General features: G+C 40.0%; 16 protein-coding genes. 6 read left to right on the top strand and 10 right to left on the bottom strand.

The features are described 5' to 3' along the window. Nucleotides 1-2 precede the first annotated feature (2 nt). The 6 genes from EHR01_RS04455 to rplU form a co-directional block, all read right to left on the bottom strand. Entirely contained in the window at nt 3-1,268 is a 1,266-nt protein-coding gene (locus EHR01_RS04455) for a glutamate-5-semialdehyde dehydrogenase (protein ID WP_135693441.1), read from the bottom strand. A 4-nt stretch (nt 1,269-1,272) separates the two neighbouring features. After that, nucleotides 1,273-2,133, bottom strand: coding sequence for a glutamate 5-kinase (proB, locus tag EHR01_RS04450; RefSeq protein WP_135693439.1), 861 nt, complete (start codon nt 2,131-2,133; stop codon nt 1,273-1,275). After that, on the bottom strand, nt 2,120-3,145 hold the full coding sequence (gene obgE, locus EHR01_RS04445) for a GTPase ObgE (protein WP_135693437.1): 1,026 nt from the start codon (nt 3,143-3,145) through the stop codon (nt 2,120-2,122). Before obgE ends, proB begins: the two co-directional genes overlap by 14 nt. A gap of 76 nt (nt 3,146-3,221) precedes the next feature. Next, the gene (gene rpmA, locus EHR01_RS04440; protein ID WP_100742967.1) at nt 3,222-3,479 is read right to left on the bottom strand and encodes a 50S ribosomal protein L27; all 258 of its coding nucleotides are present in this window, start codon (nt 3,477-3,479) and stop codon (nt 3,222-3,224) included. A gap of 3 nt (nt 3,480-3,482) precedes the next feature. Next, on the bottom strand, nt 3,483-3,812 hold the full coding sequence (locus EHR01_RS04435) for a ribosomal-processing cysteine protease Prp (RefSeq protein WP_135693435.1): 330 nt from the start codon (nt 3,810-3,812) through the stop codon (nt 3,483-3,485). After that, nucleotides 3,813-4,121: a 50S ribosomal protein L21 gene (rplU, locus tag EHR01_RS04430; RefSeq protein WP_135632254.1), complete on the bottom strand. Its 309-nt coding sequence runs from the start codon at nt 4,119-4,121 to the stop codon at nt 3,813-3,815. A gap of 118 nt (nt 4,122-4,239) precedes the next feature. On the opposite strand from rplU, the gene typA reads away from it, so the two are divergent. Next, nucleotides 4,240-6,048, top strand: coding sequence for a translational GTPase TypA (typA, locus tag EHR01_RS04425; RefSeq protein WP_135693901.1), 1,809 nt, complete (start codon nt 4,240-4,242; stop codon nt 6,046-6,048). Between the two features lie 106 nt (nt 6,049-6,154). Here typA and EHR01_RS04420 read toward each other — a convergent pair whose 3' ends face one another. Both EHR01_RS04420 and EHR01_RS04415 read right to left on the bottom strand, forming a co-directional pair. Then, entirely contained in the window at nt 6,155-7,603 is a 1,449-nt protein-coding gene (locus EHR01_RS04420) for an AsmA family protein (protein ID WP_135693433.1), read from the bottom strand. Nucleotides 7,604-7,685: 82 nt separating this feature from the next. Then, nucleotides 7,686-8,114 carry a hypothetical protein gene (locus tag EHR01_RS04415; protein WP_135693431.1) on the bottom strand — a complete coding sequence of 143 codons (429 nt, stop codon included), beginning with the start codon at nt 8,112-8,114 and terminating at the stop codon, nt 7,686-7,688. 47 nt (nt 8,115-8,161) lie between these two features. On the opposite strand from EHR01_RS04415, the gene EHR01_RS04410 reads away from it, so the two are divergent. From EHR01_RS04410 to EHR01_RS04395, 4 genes are all read left to right on the top strand, one after another. Then, nucleotides 8,162-9,169 carry a hypothetical protein gene (locus EHR01_RS04410; RefSeq protein ID WP_135693429.1) on the top strand — a complete coding sequence of 336 codons (1,008 nt, stop codon included), beginning with the start codon at nt 8,162-8,164 and terminating at the stop codon, nt 9,167-9,169. A 171-nt stretch (nt 9,170-9,340) separates the two neighbouring features. Beyond that, nucleotides 9,341-11,161: a GAF domain-containing SpoIIE family protein phosphatase gene (locus tag EHR01_RS04405; protein ID WP_100718308.1), complete on the top strand. Its 1,821-nt coding sequence runs from the start codon at nt 9,341-9,343 to the stop codon at nt 11,159-11,161. A gap of 10 nt (nt 11,162-11,171) precedes the next feature. Beyond that, nucleotides 11,172-12,596 carry an ammonium transporter gene (locus EHR01_RS04400; protein ID WP_135693427.1) on the top strand — a complete coding sequence of 475 codons (1,425 nt, stop codon included), beginning with the start codon at nt 11,172-11,174 and terminating at the stop codon, nt 12,594-12,596. 38 nt (nt 12,597-12,634) lie between these two features. Further along, a complete protein-coding gene (locus tag EHR01_RS04395; protein ID WP_135693425.1) occupies nt 12,635-13,273 on the top strand; it encodes an LIC11874 family lipoprotein in 639 nt (212 codons plus the stop codon). On the opposite strand, the gene EHR01_RS04390 is transcribed toward EHR01_RS04395, so the two are convergent. Beyond that, nucleotides 13,270-14,016, bottom strand: a complete 747-nt coding sequence (locus EHR01_RS04390) for a menaquinone biosynthetic enzyme MqnA/MqnD family protein (RefSeq protein WP_135693423.1) — start codon at nt 14,014-14,016, stop codon at nt 13,270-13,272. The two genes, EHR01_RS04395 and EHR01_RS04390, sit on opposite strands and share 4 nt — an antisense overlap. Nucleotides 14,017-14,087: 71 nt before the next feature. On the opposite strand from EHR01_RS04390, the gene EHR01_RS04385 reads away from it, so the two are divergent. After that, nucleotides 14,088-14,945: a CheR family methyltransferase gene (locus EHR01_RS04385; RefSeq protein WP_135693421.1), complete on the top strand. Its 858-nt coding sequence runs from the start codon at nt 14,088-14,090 to the stop codon at nt 14,943-14,945. On the opposite strand, the gene EHR01_RS04380 is transcribed toward EHR01_RS04385, so the two are convergent. Next, entirely contained in the window at nt 14,942-15,463 is a 522-nt protein-coding gene (locus EHR01_RS04380) for an HIT family protein (protein ID WP_135693420.1), read from the bottom strand. The genes EHR01_RS04385 and EHR01_RS04380 overlap by 4 nt on opposite strands. Between the last annotated feature and the right edge of the window lie 23 nt (nt 15,464-15,486).

The raw sequence follows: 15,486 nt of genomic DNA, 5'->3' as shown, positions 1-15,486 counted from the left end.
CCTTATCCGCGGACTTGTCCTCTTCCTGTCACATAAGTTGTAGTCGTTGTTAAGTGAATGAGTCCCATTGGTCCACGCACATGAAGTTTACCAGTAGAAATTCCAACCTCAGCACCAAGTCCATATTCACCGCCATCATGAAAACGGGTGGAACAATTTACAAAAATAGCAGCACTATCTAATTCCTTCTGAAAGGTTTGGATCTCTGTGATATCTTCCGATAGAATACATTCTGTATGACCGGAACTATACTTTCGGATATTTTCCATTGCCTCTGAAAGGGAATTTACTATTTTTATACTAAGTCTCGTATCTAAAAACTCAGTATAAAAATCTTCTTCTGAGGCTAGTTTGGTCGAAGGCACAATTTTACGAACGGATTCATCCCCAAGAATTTGCACTCCATTTGATTCTAAAGATTCCAATAAATTTTTTAAATTTGGATAGTCTTTATGAACCAAAAGGTTCTCCAAAGCATTACAAACCCCAGGGCGTTGCACTTTTGAATTCAGTAAAATCGGAAGGACAATCTCTGGATTTGCATGTTGGGAAAGGTATAGATTAGTAACACCTTTATCATGTTTGATGACAGGAATTTTACTGTTTTCCGAAACAAACCGAATGAGAGCCTCTCCACCTCGGGGAACAATGACATCAATTAAATCATCTAATTGGAAAAAAGGAACCATTGCTTCTCTGTTTGTATTTTCGACAAAGGTCACGACATCCTTTGTCACACCGGGTAGTTTTTTTTCTTCAATGGCCTGATGAAATAAAGAAGAAAGGATTAAATTCGAATGAAAGGCTTCTGAACCACCGCGCAAAATACAGGCATTCCCTGATTTAAATGAAAGAGAAGCAATATCAATGATGACATTGGGTCTGGATTCAAAAATCGTCATGACCACACCAATAGGCACGCGTTTGGTAAGAAGTTCGAGTCCATTGGGAAGGATGGTTCCACGAACCACTTCCCCCACGGGATCAGGAAGGTTACGAATTTCTTCGATGCTTTTTGCCATTCCCTTGATTCGTTTGGAATCAAGAAGGAGTCGATCCATCATCGAGGAGGATAAACCTTTCTCTTGGCCATTCTTCATATCAATTTGGTTTTTTTCGATGATCGCAGATTCATTTTCCAAAAGAAGTTCTTCCACACGTTTCAGAACCGAGTTTTTTTCTAAAGTGGTGAATGCTTTTAGACCTCTACTGGCTAATCTGGCCTTGGTTGCTAGGTCTTTTGCGTAACTTGTCAATTCATCTGCCATAATTTTACTCCGAAGTTAAAGAAAAGAAATGGGTTTGGATTTCAGAAGCATTAGGAATTCGGTGTGGGAAGGCAGTGTTGGCAATCAAGGTTCCAAAATTTTCTGTTTCAAAGAATTGGGAAATCGCATGTTTTTTCTCGCCATTCACAATCCCAGTTTTGATTCCGTAAGGTAACAAAAGTTTAGCGGCATTAATTTTGGTAAACATTCCACCAGTTCCAGGGCCCGAAGGTCCTGTTGCCAGACTTTCAGTATCTTTTGTAATTTCAGTGAATAAATCAATTTTGAAATCCTCTTTCAAAAATCCATCGACACCTGTTAGAATGAGGAGAAGATCCGCTCCGACAATGGAGGCAACAATGGCTGAAAGGATATCGTTATCTCCTAAATTGATTTCTTCTGTGGAAACGGAATCGTTTTCATTCACGATGGGTAGAATTCCCCAATCTAGAAGTTGGCGGAAGGTTTGTTTGAGATTGGTAAAACTTTTATCTTCATTCAAATCCTTTCTTCCAAAAAGAATTTGTGCCATAGGGATATTCACACGGCTAAAAAAACTTTCATAAAGATTCAGGAGTCTGTTTTGGCCCATAGCAGCTAATGCTTGTTTTTCGGCCAGTGTGGTTTTTCCGTTCGGAACGTTTCCACTTTTTTCGTTAAGAAGTTTTTTGCCTTGGGCAATAGCACCAGAGGAAACGAGAATCACTTCCTTTCCTTGGTCCCGAAGAGTTCGTATGTCACCGACTAAATCATATAAAAAGTCATTGATTTTTGTTTCTTCACCGGAAACACGAGCGCTCCCAATTTTGATGACAATGAGTTTCGCTTTTTGAATTGAACTTAAAAATTCCTTACGTGTTTTCATAAACTAACTTCGATTTTTCAGGGAAAAATACTTTATCAATTCGTTCTAGTAGGTAGTCTAGGTTCGACTCTTTATCTGCAGAAATACAAATGATTTCCCCTAAATGGGAGTAGTTCTTTTGGATCTCCGCTGTGAATTCGGGATCCCCATCCCAAATATCCATTTTATTGATTACAATTAAGAATTTCTTAGAAAGTAGAACCTGATTATAGTTCCCAAGTTCGCTTCGTAACATTTCCAATTCTTCTTCGAGTTGTAAATTCCCACCGTCAAAAAGAAAAAGAATCCCTTGGACTCGTTCAATGTGTTTGAGAAAACTAATCCCAAGGCCTACACCCCGAGAAGCCCCTTCAATGATTCCAGGAATATCTGCCACTGTGTATCGAAACAAATCTTCGTGTCTATGCACCACACCAAGGTTAGGTGAAAGAGTAGTGAAAGCATATCCAGCAATTTTAGGATGAGCGTGGGTGATTTTTGCGAGTAGGGTCGACTTGCCAGCATTAGGAAGTCCAACAATTCCAATGTCTGCGAGTAATTTTAATTCTAAGATTAACGAAAGTTGCCCACCATCTTCTCCGGGTTGGCTATAACGAGGAGCTTGTTGGACAGAAGTTTTGAAAAAGGTATTTCCTTTTCCGCCACGTCCGCCCGTAGCAATGGTAAAAGTCTCCCCATCATGGTTGAAGTCGTAAATAAGTTCCATGGTAACAGAATCAATGATTTGGGTTCCGACTGGCACTTTTAGAATTAAATCTTCGCCGTTTTTTCCGTTCCGGTTTTGCCCAAGACCAGGTTCGCCGTCTTGTGCGGCATACATTCGATCGGGGAGGTAGTTTTCCAAAGTCATCATCCGACCTTCGGCAACAAAAATGACATCGCCCCCTTTGCCTCCGTCACCCCCATCCGGACCGCCAAATTCTACAAATTTCTCTTTATGGAAATGGACAGAACCTGCCCCTCCGTGTCCGGCTCGAATTTGAATGGGTACTTCGTCGATAAATCCGCTCATAATTTCCTTTGGTCAAAAAAAAACCCGTTCAAGGGAGATCCTAAAACGGGTTTTGCCTCTCAAATGTATGAGAGGATTACACTTTCGGGTAAACGGAGATTTGTTGTCTTTCTCTAGTTACGTGTTCGAAAGTCACAACTCCATCAACGAGTGCGTAAAGAGTATGGTCACGACCAATCCCTACGTTTTTTCCCGGTTTGTATTCAGTTCCTCGTTGGCGCACAATGATGTTACCAGCGATGGCAAATTGCCCACCGTAAACTTTTACACCAAGTCTTTTCGATACCGAATCACGACCGTTCTTTGTGGATCCTCCACCTTTCTTTGTAGCCATTGTTTACCCCTTTATTATTTCGTCTTGGATGGAAATCGCTTGGGAATGAGAGTTTTCTAAAGATTTTAATCCAAACTCAACCATGGAAAGTAGGCTTTGGTAGCCATCTCTTTGGTTCTTTTTGACTAAAAAACTTAAGTATCCGTCTCGTTTTTCTTCCGATTCCAAACTGCTTTGTGATGCCAAATAGGAGTGAGCACTCTGAACCAGAGTGGAAACTCCTGCACACAAAAGATTTTCGCCTTTCGAACCTAAGTCCTTGGGAGAATGTCCTTCCAGTTGGATTCCTGCGATTTGCCCTCCTAAATCTTTAAAAATCTTACTATAAATCAATTATCCGTTGATTGAAACTACTTGGAGTTTTTGGAGTTGTTGTCTATGACCCCAAGACTTCTTGTAGTTTTTTCTTTTTTTGTATTTGAAACCGTGGATTTTATCACCCTTGCAGTCTTCTAATACTTTCAAAGTTACTTTGGCACCAGATAGTGCTGGTGAACCAATGTTCACTTTGTTATTATCGGAAAGGAGTAGGACTTTCGTTTCTACTGTGCTTCCAACCGAGTTTCCTGTTTTTTCTGCGACGAATACCTGGTCAGGAGACACTTTAAATTGTTTGGCTCCAAGTTCAATGATGGCGAACATATAACTATCCTAATCTCTTTCTCGAATGTAGTTCTTACCAGGATTTCTGATGGGCACCTCTTGTCAAACTGAAATCCCCATTTACAGCCTAACTGGATTAGAATTTCTGGTAAAAACAATGGAAATTCGCAACATCGCCATCATCGCACACGTCGACCACGGTAAGACGACACTAACAGATTGTATCCTTCGCCATACGGGCGCCGTAACCGCAAAAGAAGACCGAGAAAGACTCATGGATTCCAACACTTTGGAACAGGAAAAAGGGATTACCATCCTTGCCAAGAACACTTCGGTAAAATACAAAGGCACTCGCATTAATATCGTAGACACTCCAGGTCACGCTGACTTTGGAGGGGAAGTGGAACGAGTTCTGTCCATGACAGACTGTACATTATTACTTGTCGATGCATTTGACGGTCCAATGCCACAAACTCGTTTTGTACTTGGAAAGTCTCTCCAACTTGGGCACAGACCGATTGTGGTTGTGAACAAAGTGGATCGCGAAGGTGCAAGACCAGGATATTCAGTTGACAAAGTTTTCGATTTGTTTAGTGATCTTGGTGCCACCGAAGAACAGTTAGACTTTCCAATCATCTATGCTTCGGCAAAACAAGGTTGGGCAGTAAACCAACTTTCGGAAGTTCCTGGTGTCAACATCGAACCTCTTCTTGATAAAGTTTTGGAACATGTTGCTGCCGTAAAAAACGAAAGTGACAAAGCCCTCCAATTCCAAGTCACAGCTCTTGATTATAATGAATATGTAGGTCGTATTGCCATTGGTAAAATCTACCAAGGAACCATGAAAAAAGGTGCAGATGTCACTTTAGCAAAAACAAATGGAACCACTGCTAACTACAAAATTACCAAGCTTTATGGCTATGAAGGACTCACTCGTTACGAAATCGATGAAGCGGGTTCTGGAGATATCGTCGCTATGGCCGGGATTCCAGATGTATTCATTGGAGATACAGTTTGCGATCTTGGGAATCCACTCCCACTCCCTGCCATCCAAGTAGAAGAACCAACCGTTTCCATGTTCTTTATGGTCAATAACTCTCCGTTTGCTGGAAAAGAAGGAAAGTTTGTTACCACAAGAAACTTAAGAGAACGCCTTGACCGGGAACTTGAAACCAACGTGGCACTTCGTTTGGAAGAAACGGAAGACAAAGATCGTTTTAAAATTTTAGGACGTGGAGAACTCCACTTATCCATCCTCATTGAAAACATGAGAAGGGAAGGATACGAACTCCAAGTATCTCGTCCAGAAGTAATCATCAAACAAAACGAACTTGGGGAAAAGATTGAACCTTACGAAACACTCGTAATGGACTTACCTGACCAATACTCGGGAGCTTGTATCCAAGAACTAAACCGCCGTAAAGGTGAGTTAACAGGAATGGATGCTCATACTTCCGGAATCACTCGCGTGGAATACACCATTCCAACAAGGGGACTCATTGGATTTAGAGGTCATTTTATTTCTGAAACTCGAGGGGAAGGGGTAATGTCTAGCCGTTTCCTACGATTTGATAAATACAAAGGTGAAATTCCTGGTCGTAAAAACGGAGCTCTTATTTCTATGGACTCTGGGGAATCCACTGCATATGCATTATGGAAAGTGCAAGAACGTGGGGACCTTTTCATTGAACCACAAGTAGCCGTGTATCCGGGGATGATTCTTGGGATGAACAGCAGGGATTCTGACCTGGAAGTAAACCCAGTTCGTGAGAAGAAGTTAACCAACGTTCGTGCTTCTGGATCAGATGAAGCAATTCGTCTTGTTCCACCGAAGAAACTCACCTTGGAACAATCCATTGAATTTTTAGATGATGATGAACTTCTGGAAGTAACTCCTCAAAGTTTGCGTCTACGTAAAAAAGTTTTGGATGCAAGTATGAGAAAAAGATCTGGTGGTGGGAGATAGATAGAATTCAAAACTCTAACTGATTTCTAAAACCAAACAAAAAAGGGACTAAAAATTTAGTCCCTTTTTTTATGCATAGAGGAAAGTAAAGGGATGCTTTTTCGATTTAAAATCCCAATCCTTTCAGAGCATTTCCCGCACCCGGAATTTTTTTCAACGCATCACCAGCTTTTCCTTTGATGACTTCTTTGACAGCGCCTCCGATAAGATCGGTGATGGTACCTAGACCCACACCAAGTTCTACATTTGGATTGCGAATGTCTCCATAGGTTCGAAAAGGAATAAAAAGCCTTTCGTCTTTGACGAGATTGCCAACAATTTTATTGCGGAGGGCTTTCGGATCACCTTGGCCTTTGGTAACTTGTTTGATTTTTTCATCCACTGATGCTAGAGATTTTTTGGATTCATCTTCATCATAGAGCATACCCATTCTCATTTCATGGTAATTTGTTGTAGTGACGATGTAAGATCCTTTGGTGATTTGTAAGTCATAGTTTTTGGTTGGAAAAGTGGGTTCGTCGAGAAAGGTTACCTTTCCATTGCTATATTCAACATGAAAGGATACGTCTTTTTTTAGTTCCGCTTTTTCTTTGAGTTTGTCTAGTTTTAAACCGGCTTGGTTCAAGGCAGGAAGTTCCCCTGCAATCGCATCGAAAGCAGCAAATCCAGAAACAAAAGAGTCTTCTTTCATGGTAACTTCATAATTTACTTTAGGATTCACTAGCCCTGTTTTGACCACAAAAGGAGTTACCTTCCCTTCTGTTTCCAATATAAACTTGGCAGCTTCTTTTTTGTTTCTACCGATGATTGTGACATCCGCATCAAAATTCACATTTACATTGTTATGCGAATCTAAATCACTTCCATCAATATCAATATCTTTTAATTCTAAATCTAATTTTTGAACCAAAATTTGTTGGCCAGTTTTTCTCATATAAACTTGGATGTTTCCTTCTTGAATCCCCACAAGTCCCATCTTAATGGCAATCGGAATGTCTTTGATGGAAAAAGGTCCAGAAGGTGGGGCACTTGCCTTTTCCTTTGCTTCTTCCTCAGCTTCTTTTTTCTTCTCCGCTAAAGCTTCGGGAGAAAGCGCTGGATTCTTTTCACCATCTACAATTTTAGGTGTTTTAAAAAGAGATGTTAAATTATTTCCACCGTCTTCATTCATCGTAAGAGAGATTTCTGGTTGTTTGAGTAGGATTTTATTTACCTTTAAGGTTTTTGTGAGAAGTGCTAAAAAAGATATTTTAACATCTGCTTTTCCCAATTGGATAAGACCTTTTGGCTTTGATTTTCTTTCGTCCAGAGGGATGCCTTTGTTGGCTACTTCATCTCTTGGGGCAAGGATGATCCCTTCAATTTCAATTCCAGAGAGGACATTGAATAGACTGATGTTGACTGATTCGACATGGGCTCGTACATTGATGGATGATTCGATCTGTTTGACTAAAAAACTGGGAGTGATCAAACTTCCAGCAAAAACTAACGCGATGATTACGATGAGGAGAATTGTTGCAATGACTGCTCCAATTCCGTACCCTATTTTTTTCATATGGTCTCCTAATTCCGACACTAACGAGTGGAATAGAGACTAAGATAAATTTTATTTCTGTAAAGTAAAAAAGGGAAAGAAATTAATTCAAAAATCGTACCGAACTGATAATGTTGGTTAACTGTTGGAAAAGTTCATCACCCACTTCTTCATCAGAGTTGTAAGTGACAAGAAGCATTCTAGACTGGTTTGCAACCATATACACCATCCATACTCGATCTTCCTTTAAAAATTCGCAGGCCCGAATAGAGGAACCTTCATTGTTTTCAAAAACTGCCACGTTTTCCGCATCATAATCGATTTCGTGAATTTTTAAATAGTTTTCTAATTCTTTGTCTACGTTGAAATCTTCTAATTTTGATTCGAAGGCATAAACTTGCAAAGCACCTCCGCCATCAGGATGGAAAAAAGCAGGAATTTCTTCCACTACCATATGTTCCCAAGTGGCAGGGAATAGAAAGGAATACCAACCTTGTGGGGACCGAAATTGTTTGTAGAGTGGTTTTGTCATAAGAAATCCCTTTTCTTTCCAATAAATCTTTGGAGTAATGGCAGTAAATGATTTTCAAAAGAAAATGGTATTTCCCTGTCATTGCTCTTTATTTCTCCACTAGTTTTTTGGGAACAATTTCCGCACAAGTTTCTGGTTATGAATCAGCTTATCCATCTGCCTACTTGTTGGGATTATCTTCATCCGGGGTGGTTAGCCCAAATTCAATGGGAACCGTTTACGGAAATTCTGCCTTTCTTTCATTTCAAAACAAACATATTGTGGATGGAGGAGTAAACTTAAGTTATGCGAACCCAAAAACATCTCCTTTATATCTTTCTGGTGCTACTTATTTTTCATATTCGGAATCGATAGGATTTGGGTTTCGGGGAAAACCAATTTTTTTAAGGTCTTTTCCAGCGGATGAAAGGTATTCGAATTATGCCTTTCAAGGTTTTGTTACCTGGAGATGGAACGAGTATTTATCATTCGCCCTTCATTTGGGTCCGGGTGTTTCGGGACGTATGGGTGGATATAGTTCCTATTCTTGGAATGTATCGGTATCAAGTGCATTTCAATATGGTAACTTTCGATTGGGGTACATTTTAGAATCACCAGGAACCTATCGATTTGACAAATACTTAGAAACTGAAAAACTAAAAGAACGACTGCCTGAACGGTTGTTAGTGGGTTTTGGTTATCGACTAAATGAATGGATTGATATCCAAGTAGAGGGGAACCGAACCTTCTTTGAAAAATCTTATACTTCACTCAATGGTGGGAAAAATTCTCTTCAATATCCAGTTCATACGATGTATGCAGGTAACATTGGTTTAGCGATTGGGAAAATTGAATCATTCCAAATTTTATCCGGACTTGGTAGAGAGTTTCGTGCAGATGCGAGCCTAAGAGGGTTTTATACTGCCTCTCTTGGAATTGCTGGTTCTATTTTTCCTGGAGAACTGGGCCCTGGGTATTTGTACTCGATTTCTGTGCAAAGATCAGGCCTTGGTGTTCCAGAAAGAGACGGGGCTGAGACCCGAGCCTCTGCACAAATCCAAATTCAGTTCCAATGAAGAACACCATTTGCTTAAATCTTACACAAATTGGCTGGTTTCCATAAACACTTCTTCTCCCTTTTGTTCTCATTAGATACATATTGTAGAGAAATATAGGATATTCTGACTTCTTTAGGCGAGTTGCACTGTCGGTACGATACTTGCATCTAAATCAGAAAGGTATCCTATATGGTTGATTTCAAAGTTTCCAAACGAATGCTCGTCAACTTCCGCGGACAAAACAAGGTCGTGGGAGGATTAACAGATAAAGATAAAATTGCGATCCTTCTCTACATATCCAAAGAATTTGCTAATTTAGATAGAGAAGACCAACTCTTTTCGAAAGTCATCCTGATCTGTCAGGAAATTTTTGAGTCGGACAATACGACACTCCGGCTCTGGGATGGAGAGTATCTTGTCCCTGTCAAGTTTGTCAAAGAGACCGAACCTCCCCGTAGAAATTTAGTGATGGGAGAAGGTTATTCGGGAGCAGTTTTTGAAACCAAAGAACCTGTTCTTGTGAATGATCTCACTCGTTCGGCTCACTTCTTTGATGAAGGTGAAACCACAAAATCAGTGATGTGTGTTCCCATCATGCAAAAAGAAGAAATTCTTGGAACTCTTGCAGTGGAAAGTGAACGCGAAAATTTTTATATCACCGATGATTTAGAAATTTTAGAAGCATTAACTTCTCAACTGGCACTAGCTCTTTACGGGGTCAGACTCATTGAAGGTCTTGTCACTGCAAGAGCAAGAGAAGCTGCCATCTTGAATCAGTTGGAATGGGATTTAAAAATGGGACGAAATGTCCAAAGCCAAATCCTCCCTCAGGACTTAAGTGCTTGGAATGGAATTTATTTTGCAAGCCACTATGAACCAATGGCAGAAGTCAGTGGTGATTTAGTTGATATCGTTAGACAAGGTCATTCTTTAACAGCAATTAACATTGATGTGTCGGGACATGGAATTCCAGCGGCACTAGTTACCATGGCCATCCACCACCAATTCCGCAGATCCGTGATGGCAGGACTTGGACTCACCGAAATTATGGAAGAACTTGGTGAAAAACTAAGAGAACAATTACCAGAATCTACCTATTTTACTGCCTTTATGGTTCGGATCTTTAGTGATTATACATTCGGTTATGTCAACGCAGGCCACCAACGAATGTTGCATTACAAAGCAGCTGATGACACTTTCATTCAGTATGATACCAAAGGGGTTCCACTCGGGATTCTTCCTGTAAGAAAAATTGATTACGAAGAAAAACAAGGCCGTTTGGAGCCAGGAGATTTTTTACTTCTGATCTCTGATGGATTTAGTGAACAAAGAAATCATTTAAAAGATGAGGTTGGTGTCGAAAGAATCCAATCCTGGTTACATGATGAACGAGAAAAACTTGTGATGGAAGGAAGAGGAAAGGTTGATTTAAAAAAACTGTCCGCAGCCTTTGTGGAGAGGTTTAGAGCCTATCAAGGTGACGTTCCCAATGGAGACGACTTAAGTTTTCTTTTCCTTTATTGCGGGGATTCCATTCCAGAAGCTTCGCATTACATCCAATTGGCGAAACAATCCAATTCAAAAATGAAAATGGAAGAAGCATATGCGCAAGCTTTGAAGGCCTTTAGCATTGATTCTTCTTTAAAAGAGATATTGGTGTTTTTAGGAAAAATGTATTACCGAGATGGGAAATATAAAGAGGCAATACGGTATTTAGAAGAATATTTGAGAACTTCGGGTGATAATACAGCTGCCTCCCATTTTATGATGGGAAGAGCGTATTACAAAGCGGGGATGATTTCGGAAGCAAAACGAGCGTTAAAGATGGCACTCTCTAGTGACCATAGTTTTGCCAAAGCAAGTATTCTACTTGCACAATGTTATTTGAAAGAAAATGCGAAACCAAAAGCAATCAAAGTATTGCAACAAGGCGTAAAGAACACACCTCAAAGTTTGGAATTAAAAACTTCTCTTTTGAGGTTAGAATCACACTCGCAAAAAGTCGGTTAAGGAAAGTTTTATGAAACAAGTTAGCGTATTTTTATTTTTAACGGTTCTTCTTTTTGGCTCAACCATTGGAGCAGAAGAAGTAACAAATAACCAAGAAAGTTTAGAATCATTGGCAAAAGAAATGGCAAGTATCAAGTCTTCTCTTGCAGAAACAAAACTTGCCTTAGAAACAACAAAACAAGAGGCAAATTGGGTTTGGACTTGTATAGCAGCCTTTCTTGTATTTTTTATGCAAGCTGGTTTTGCTTATGTGGAAGCAGGATTCACAAGAGCCAAAAATGCTGTGAACATTCTGATGAAAAACTTCTCTGACTTAACAGTGGGAGCCATTGCTTATTGGGTGATTGGTTTTTCCATTATGTTTGGTCCCCAAGTGTTAACAGGATTTGGAGTGGGTGTTCCTTCCTTTGCAGAAAGTCTCATCAATGCTGAGGATGGAAGTATGGATCCCTCTAAGTATACTTTTTTTATCTTCCAAATTGTTTTTGCTGCCACAGCCGCAACCATTGTTTCGGGAGCGATGGCAGAAAGGACAAAGTTTTCAGCTTATCTGGTTTTTTCGATCATCATCACTGCTTTTATTTATCCAATTTTTGGCTCCTTTGCTTGGGGGAGCTTACTCGGAATTTCTACAGGATTTTTAGAATCTCTTGGGCTTGGTGGTGGAGAAGGAGTGGGATTTCATGACTTTGCTGGATCCACTGTTGTTCATAGTGTAGGGGCATGGGCAGGACTTGCTGGTGCGATTGTAGTGGGACCTCGGATGGGAAAATTTCAAACCGATGGGCGTGTGTATCCTATTTTGGGTCATAATATGTCCATGGCTGCCCTTGGTGTGTTCATCCTTTGGTTTGGTTGGTTTGGGTTTAACCCTGGTTCAACCACTTCCATAGAGGGAGGAAGTTTTGCAAGGATCGCTGTTGTTACACATATGGCTGCTTGTGCTGGTGCCATTGCTGCTATGGTTCTCACTTGGATTCTTTTCAAAAAACCAGAAATTGGATTAACTTTAAATGGAGGACTGGCAGGTCTTGTCGCCATCACCGCTCCTTGTGACGTGGTGAGTATTACTGGTGCCATTTGTATTGGAGCGGTGGCTGGAGTTCTTGTGATTGTTTCCGTTCTGTTCTTAGATAAAATCAAAATTGATGACCCAGTGGGAGCTGTTTCGGTTCATGGGGTTTGTGGGGCTTGGGGGACTTTGGCAGTCGGTTTGTTTAGTGTGGAAACAGGATTATTTTCTGGGGCTGGATTTGCTCAATTTGCAGCTCAAGCAATCGGAGTGGCGACTGCCTTTCTTTGGGCTTTCCCAACCAGCTTCCTTATGTTTTATATAATCAAAAAGACCATTGGACTCCGAGTTTCGGAAGAAGAAGAATTATTAGGTTTGGATATTTTAGAACACGGAAACGAAGCTTACCCCGTTTCCAAATAGTCCTTGACCCTAGGCATTCTATATGGGAAGCCTAGGGTGTGTTTCGTTTTCCTTTAGTTTTCATTTTATTTTTTGTCGGTTGTTTTGAATACGAAGAGACTATCCTCTTTCGAAAACTCAGCTCTGGAACAGTCGAAATTGCTTATACAGTTCCCTTAAAAAGGGATTCCAACGATTCCCTGATTAAATTTTTACCCACTTCCAAAGAAGAAATCATTAATTCTGTTAAAAAGAAATCGAATAACAATCTACAGGTGAGAGATTTTACCTTTCGGGAATTGGAAAAATCTGAAACCACTGATATGTATTTCAAACGAAAAGGAAAGGTTTCCTACAAACTCGACTTTGAAGATCCTTTGCATTTGGAAGGGGTATTGATTGGAACTTTTTCTATTAAATCAAAGCCAAGATCTCTCACTGTCAAAAGAGATTTTCCTAACCTAACAGATAACGCAATTCTAGATAGCAGTGCTGGAGAGAAAAAAATCATTTCGGAGACTTCTCGGTTACTCAAGGAAGGACGCATCCAGTTTAAGGTTTTATTTCCCAAAGATTCAGAATGTAGCTCGAACCGTGGTTTTATTGGACTTGGAAATTTAACTTACCAAATTCCATTGCAAGAAACTTTGGAAAATCCAGACTCCAAAACCTGGGAGTATAAAATCCGTTTTTTCTAAACGAGATTTAATTCTTTTGCCGTTTTGATAAACAAATCGAAACCATCTAAATTTTTCTGTTCTGGTATATAGTGTAATTCTTGTTTGAGATAACGATCTGTCACTGCAATCGGTAATCTTTTTTCTTCTTTTATGATTGAGTCCAATTCTTTTAGCCCATATTCCAAAGCGGTTAAAAAAAGTCTGTCATCCCAAACCTTCCCTTTGGGGAAGGCCCAAAAAGCAAAACAGAAATAAAGACCGGTTGACCTGTTCCACCATTCCGCAAGATCTACAACTTGGTATCCTGGAACCGGAGTTTGTAATAAGGCATGGTCACCAAACAAAAGATGAGACCCAATCCCATCTAACATCATTTGCGAAATCTCGGAAGCTGGGGTGGGAACTACTTCCACAATTTTTCCAAACTCACGATAGAGTAAACATTGCAATAGGGCCACACTCGATCTAGACCCCTTGTCTGTATAAACAACTTGGGGCATCCCGGCATCTTTTTCGTGCCGGAAGAAAAGAACAGAACGAACAACATCTCTTGCGCAAACTCCCACAACTTTTGTATAATCCAAGGTTTCGTGATTTCTTTCACATTCGATGGAAGAAACGAGGGCACAGTCCAATTCTCCTTGTTTCAGAAGTTCGATGAGAACACTCGGGTTCTCATACACTGGTAAATATCCGGAAGTTCTCTCAAAATATAGGGTTAGGGGGCGGGCATTCAGGTGTTTTACAATGCCAATTTTCATTATCTAATTTCCCTTCTAAAAAACAACTTGTCAGATCGAGAAAAACGTGTCGAATCACTTACGAGGGCAAATTGGACTTTCGAACATCTTTAAACACAATCGGTGACGCCGAATTTGAATTCATTAAAAATTTAGTGTACAAACAAGCTGGGATTTTTTTAGCACCGCATAAAAAAATCATGGTCCAGTCCAGACTCAATGCAAGGCTCCGTACCTTAGGGATTACTAGTTTTGAAAACTATGTAGCAAAACTAAAATTAGATCCTAAGTTTGCTACGGAAGAAATGCAGGAGCTTATCAACCGCATTACCACTAACAAAACTGATTTTTTTCGCGAAAACCATCATTTTGAATTTTTAAAGAACCAATACTTTCCTGCGTTAGAACAAGCAGTCGCCACTGGTGGTCCCAAATCGCTTCGGATTTGGTGTTCTGCGTCTTCCACTGGAGAAGAACCTTATTCCATCGCCATCACTGTGTATGACTACTTCCATACAAAACCGGGTTGGAATTGTAAAATTTACGCATCAGATATTGATACCCAAGTGATCGCCACTGCAAAAAAAGGAGTGTATCGGGATGAACGTCTCGAACCTGTTTCAGAAGCAGTGAAAGCCAAACACTTCAATAAAACCATTGAAAAAGATCATGTTTATTATGAAGCAAAACCTCACCTAAAGGCTTTGATTGATTTTAAACAGATTAATCTTTTGCATTTTCCATTTCCGATCACTGAGAAATTGGATTTAATCTTTTGTCGGAATGTGGTCATTTACTTTGACAAACAAACACAAAAAACTTTGTTCCAAAATTTTGAAGCTAGTTTGAAACCAAAAGGATATTTGATTCTTGGTCACTCGGAAACTATGTTTGGAATTTCCGATAGTTTTAAATTTTTAGGACATACCATCTATCAGAAGAAAGACTAAACATTCTCTGGTTCATTGGCCCAAATCTTTTTGAGATCTTCCCACATTTGGTAGGGTTCATAGATGACAATCCGAGTATTGGAAAGTACATCTAAAAAACCTGCCTCATTGGGAAATCTGGGCACAATGTGTTCGTGGATGTGAGGTATGGACCCGCCACTATTTTTTCCTAAATTATAACCAATATTAAACCCTTGCACCTTCCATTGTTTTTCCAAAATTCGCATCGTTTTTTGGGTCAACCTATGGATGTCCAAAGCTTCTTCTTCCGTAAGTTCTAAGTAGTGGATGATATGACGTTTGGGAAAGATAATGATATGACCGGGATTGTAAGGAAAAAGATTCACTGAAACAATGGAAAGTTCTGTTTCGGCAATGGTCAGGTTGGGAACAATTTCGTTTTTGTCTCGGACCCCACAGAGGATACAATCCACATTGGGTCTGTCCCCTTTGGCATAACCCAATTTCCCTATGCTGAACAGGTTTTTTCTAAGAGAATGTTCTTCATAGGAACTCATTTGTACTTTCAATCTCCCCAAAG

It is taken from the genome of Leptospira mtsangambouensis (genome assembly GCF_004770475.1).
GTDB lineage: Bacteria > Spirochaetota > Leptospiria > Leptospirales > Leptospiraceae > Leptospira_A > Leptospira_A mtsangambouensis.
The sequence above is the reverse complement of the archived record's forward strand: the minus strand, read 5'-3'. Positions and strand labels throughout refer to the sequence as shown.

What these genes read in the sequence shown, in the direction of transcription:
- EHR01_RS04455 (WP_135693441.1), bottom strand. Translation starts at nt 1,268, where the DNA reads ATGGCAGATGAATTGACAAGTTACGCAAAAGACCTAGCAACCAAGGCC.
- proB (WP_135693439.1), bottom strand. Translation starts at nt 2,133, where the DNA reads ATGAAAACACGTAAGGAATTTTTAAGTTCAATTCAAAAAGCGAAACTC.
- obgE (WP_135693437.1), bottom strand. Translation starts at nt 3,145, where the DNA reads ATGAGCGGATTTATCGACGAAGTACCCATTCAAATTCGAGCCGGACAC.
- rpmA (WP_100742967.1), bottom strand. Translation starts at nt 3,479, where the DNA reads ATGGCTACAAAGAAAGGTGGAGGATCCACAAAGAACGGTCGTGATTCG.
- rplU (WP_135632254.1), bottom strand. Translation starts at nt 4,121, where the DNA reads ATGTTCGCCATCATTGAACTTGGAGCCAAACAATTTAAAGTGTCTCCT.
- typA (WP_135693901.1), top strand. Translation starts at nt 4,240, where the DNA reads ATGGAAATTCGCAACATCGCCATCATCGCACACGTCGACCACGGTAAG.
- EHR01_RS04420 (WP_135693433.1), bottom strand. Translation starts at nt 7,603, where the DNA reads ATGAAAAAAATAGGGTACGGAATTGGAGCAGTCATTGCAACAATTCTC.
- EHR01_RS04415 (WP_135693431.1), bottom strand. Translation starts at nt 8,114, where the DNA reads ATGACAAAACCACTCTACAAACAATTTCGGTCCCCACAAGGTTGGTAT.
- EHR01_RS04410 (WP_135693429.1), top strand. Translation starts at nt 8,162, where the DNA reads ATGATTTTCAAAAGAAAATGGTATTTCCCTGTCATTGCTCTTTATTTC.
- EHR01_RS04405 (WP_100718308.1), top strand. Translation starts at nt 9,341, where the DNA reads ATGGTTGATTTCAAAGTTTCCAAACGAATGCTCGTCAACTTCCGCGGA.
- EHR01_RS04400 (WP_135693427.1), top strand. Translation starts at nt 11,172, where the DNA reads ATGAAACAAGTTAGCGTATTTTTATTTTTAACGGTTCTTCTTTTTGGC.
- EHR01_RS04390 (WP_135693423.1), bottom strand. Translation starts at nt 14,016, where the DNA reads ATGAAAATTGGCATTGTAAAACACCTGAATGCCCGCCCCCTAACCCTA.
- EHR01_RS04380 (WP_135693420.1), bottom strand. Translation starts at nt 15,463, where the DNA reads ATGAGTTCCTATGAAGAACATTCTCTTAGAAAAAACCTGTTCAGCATA.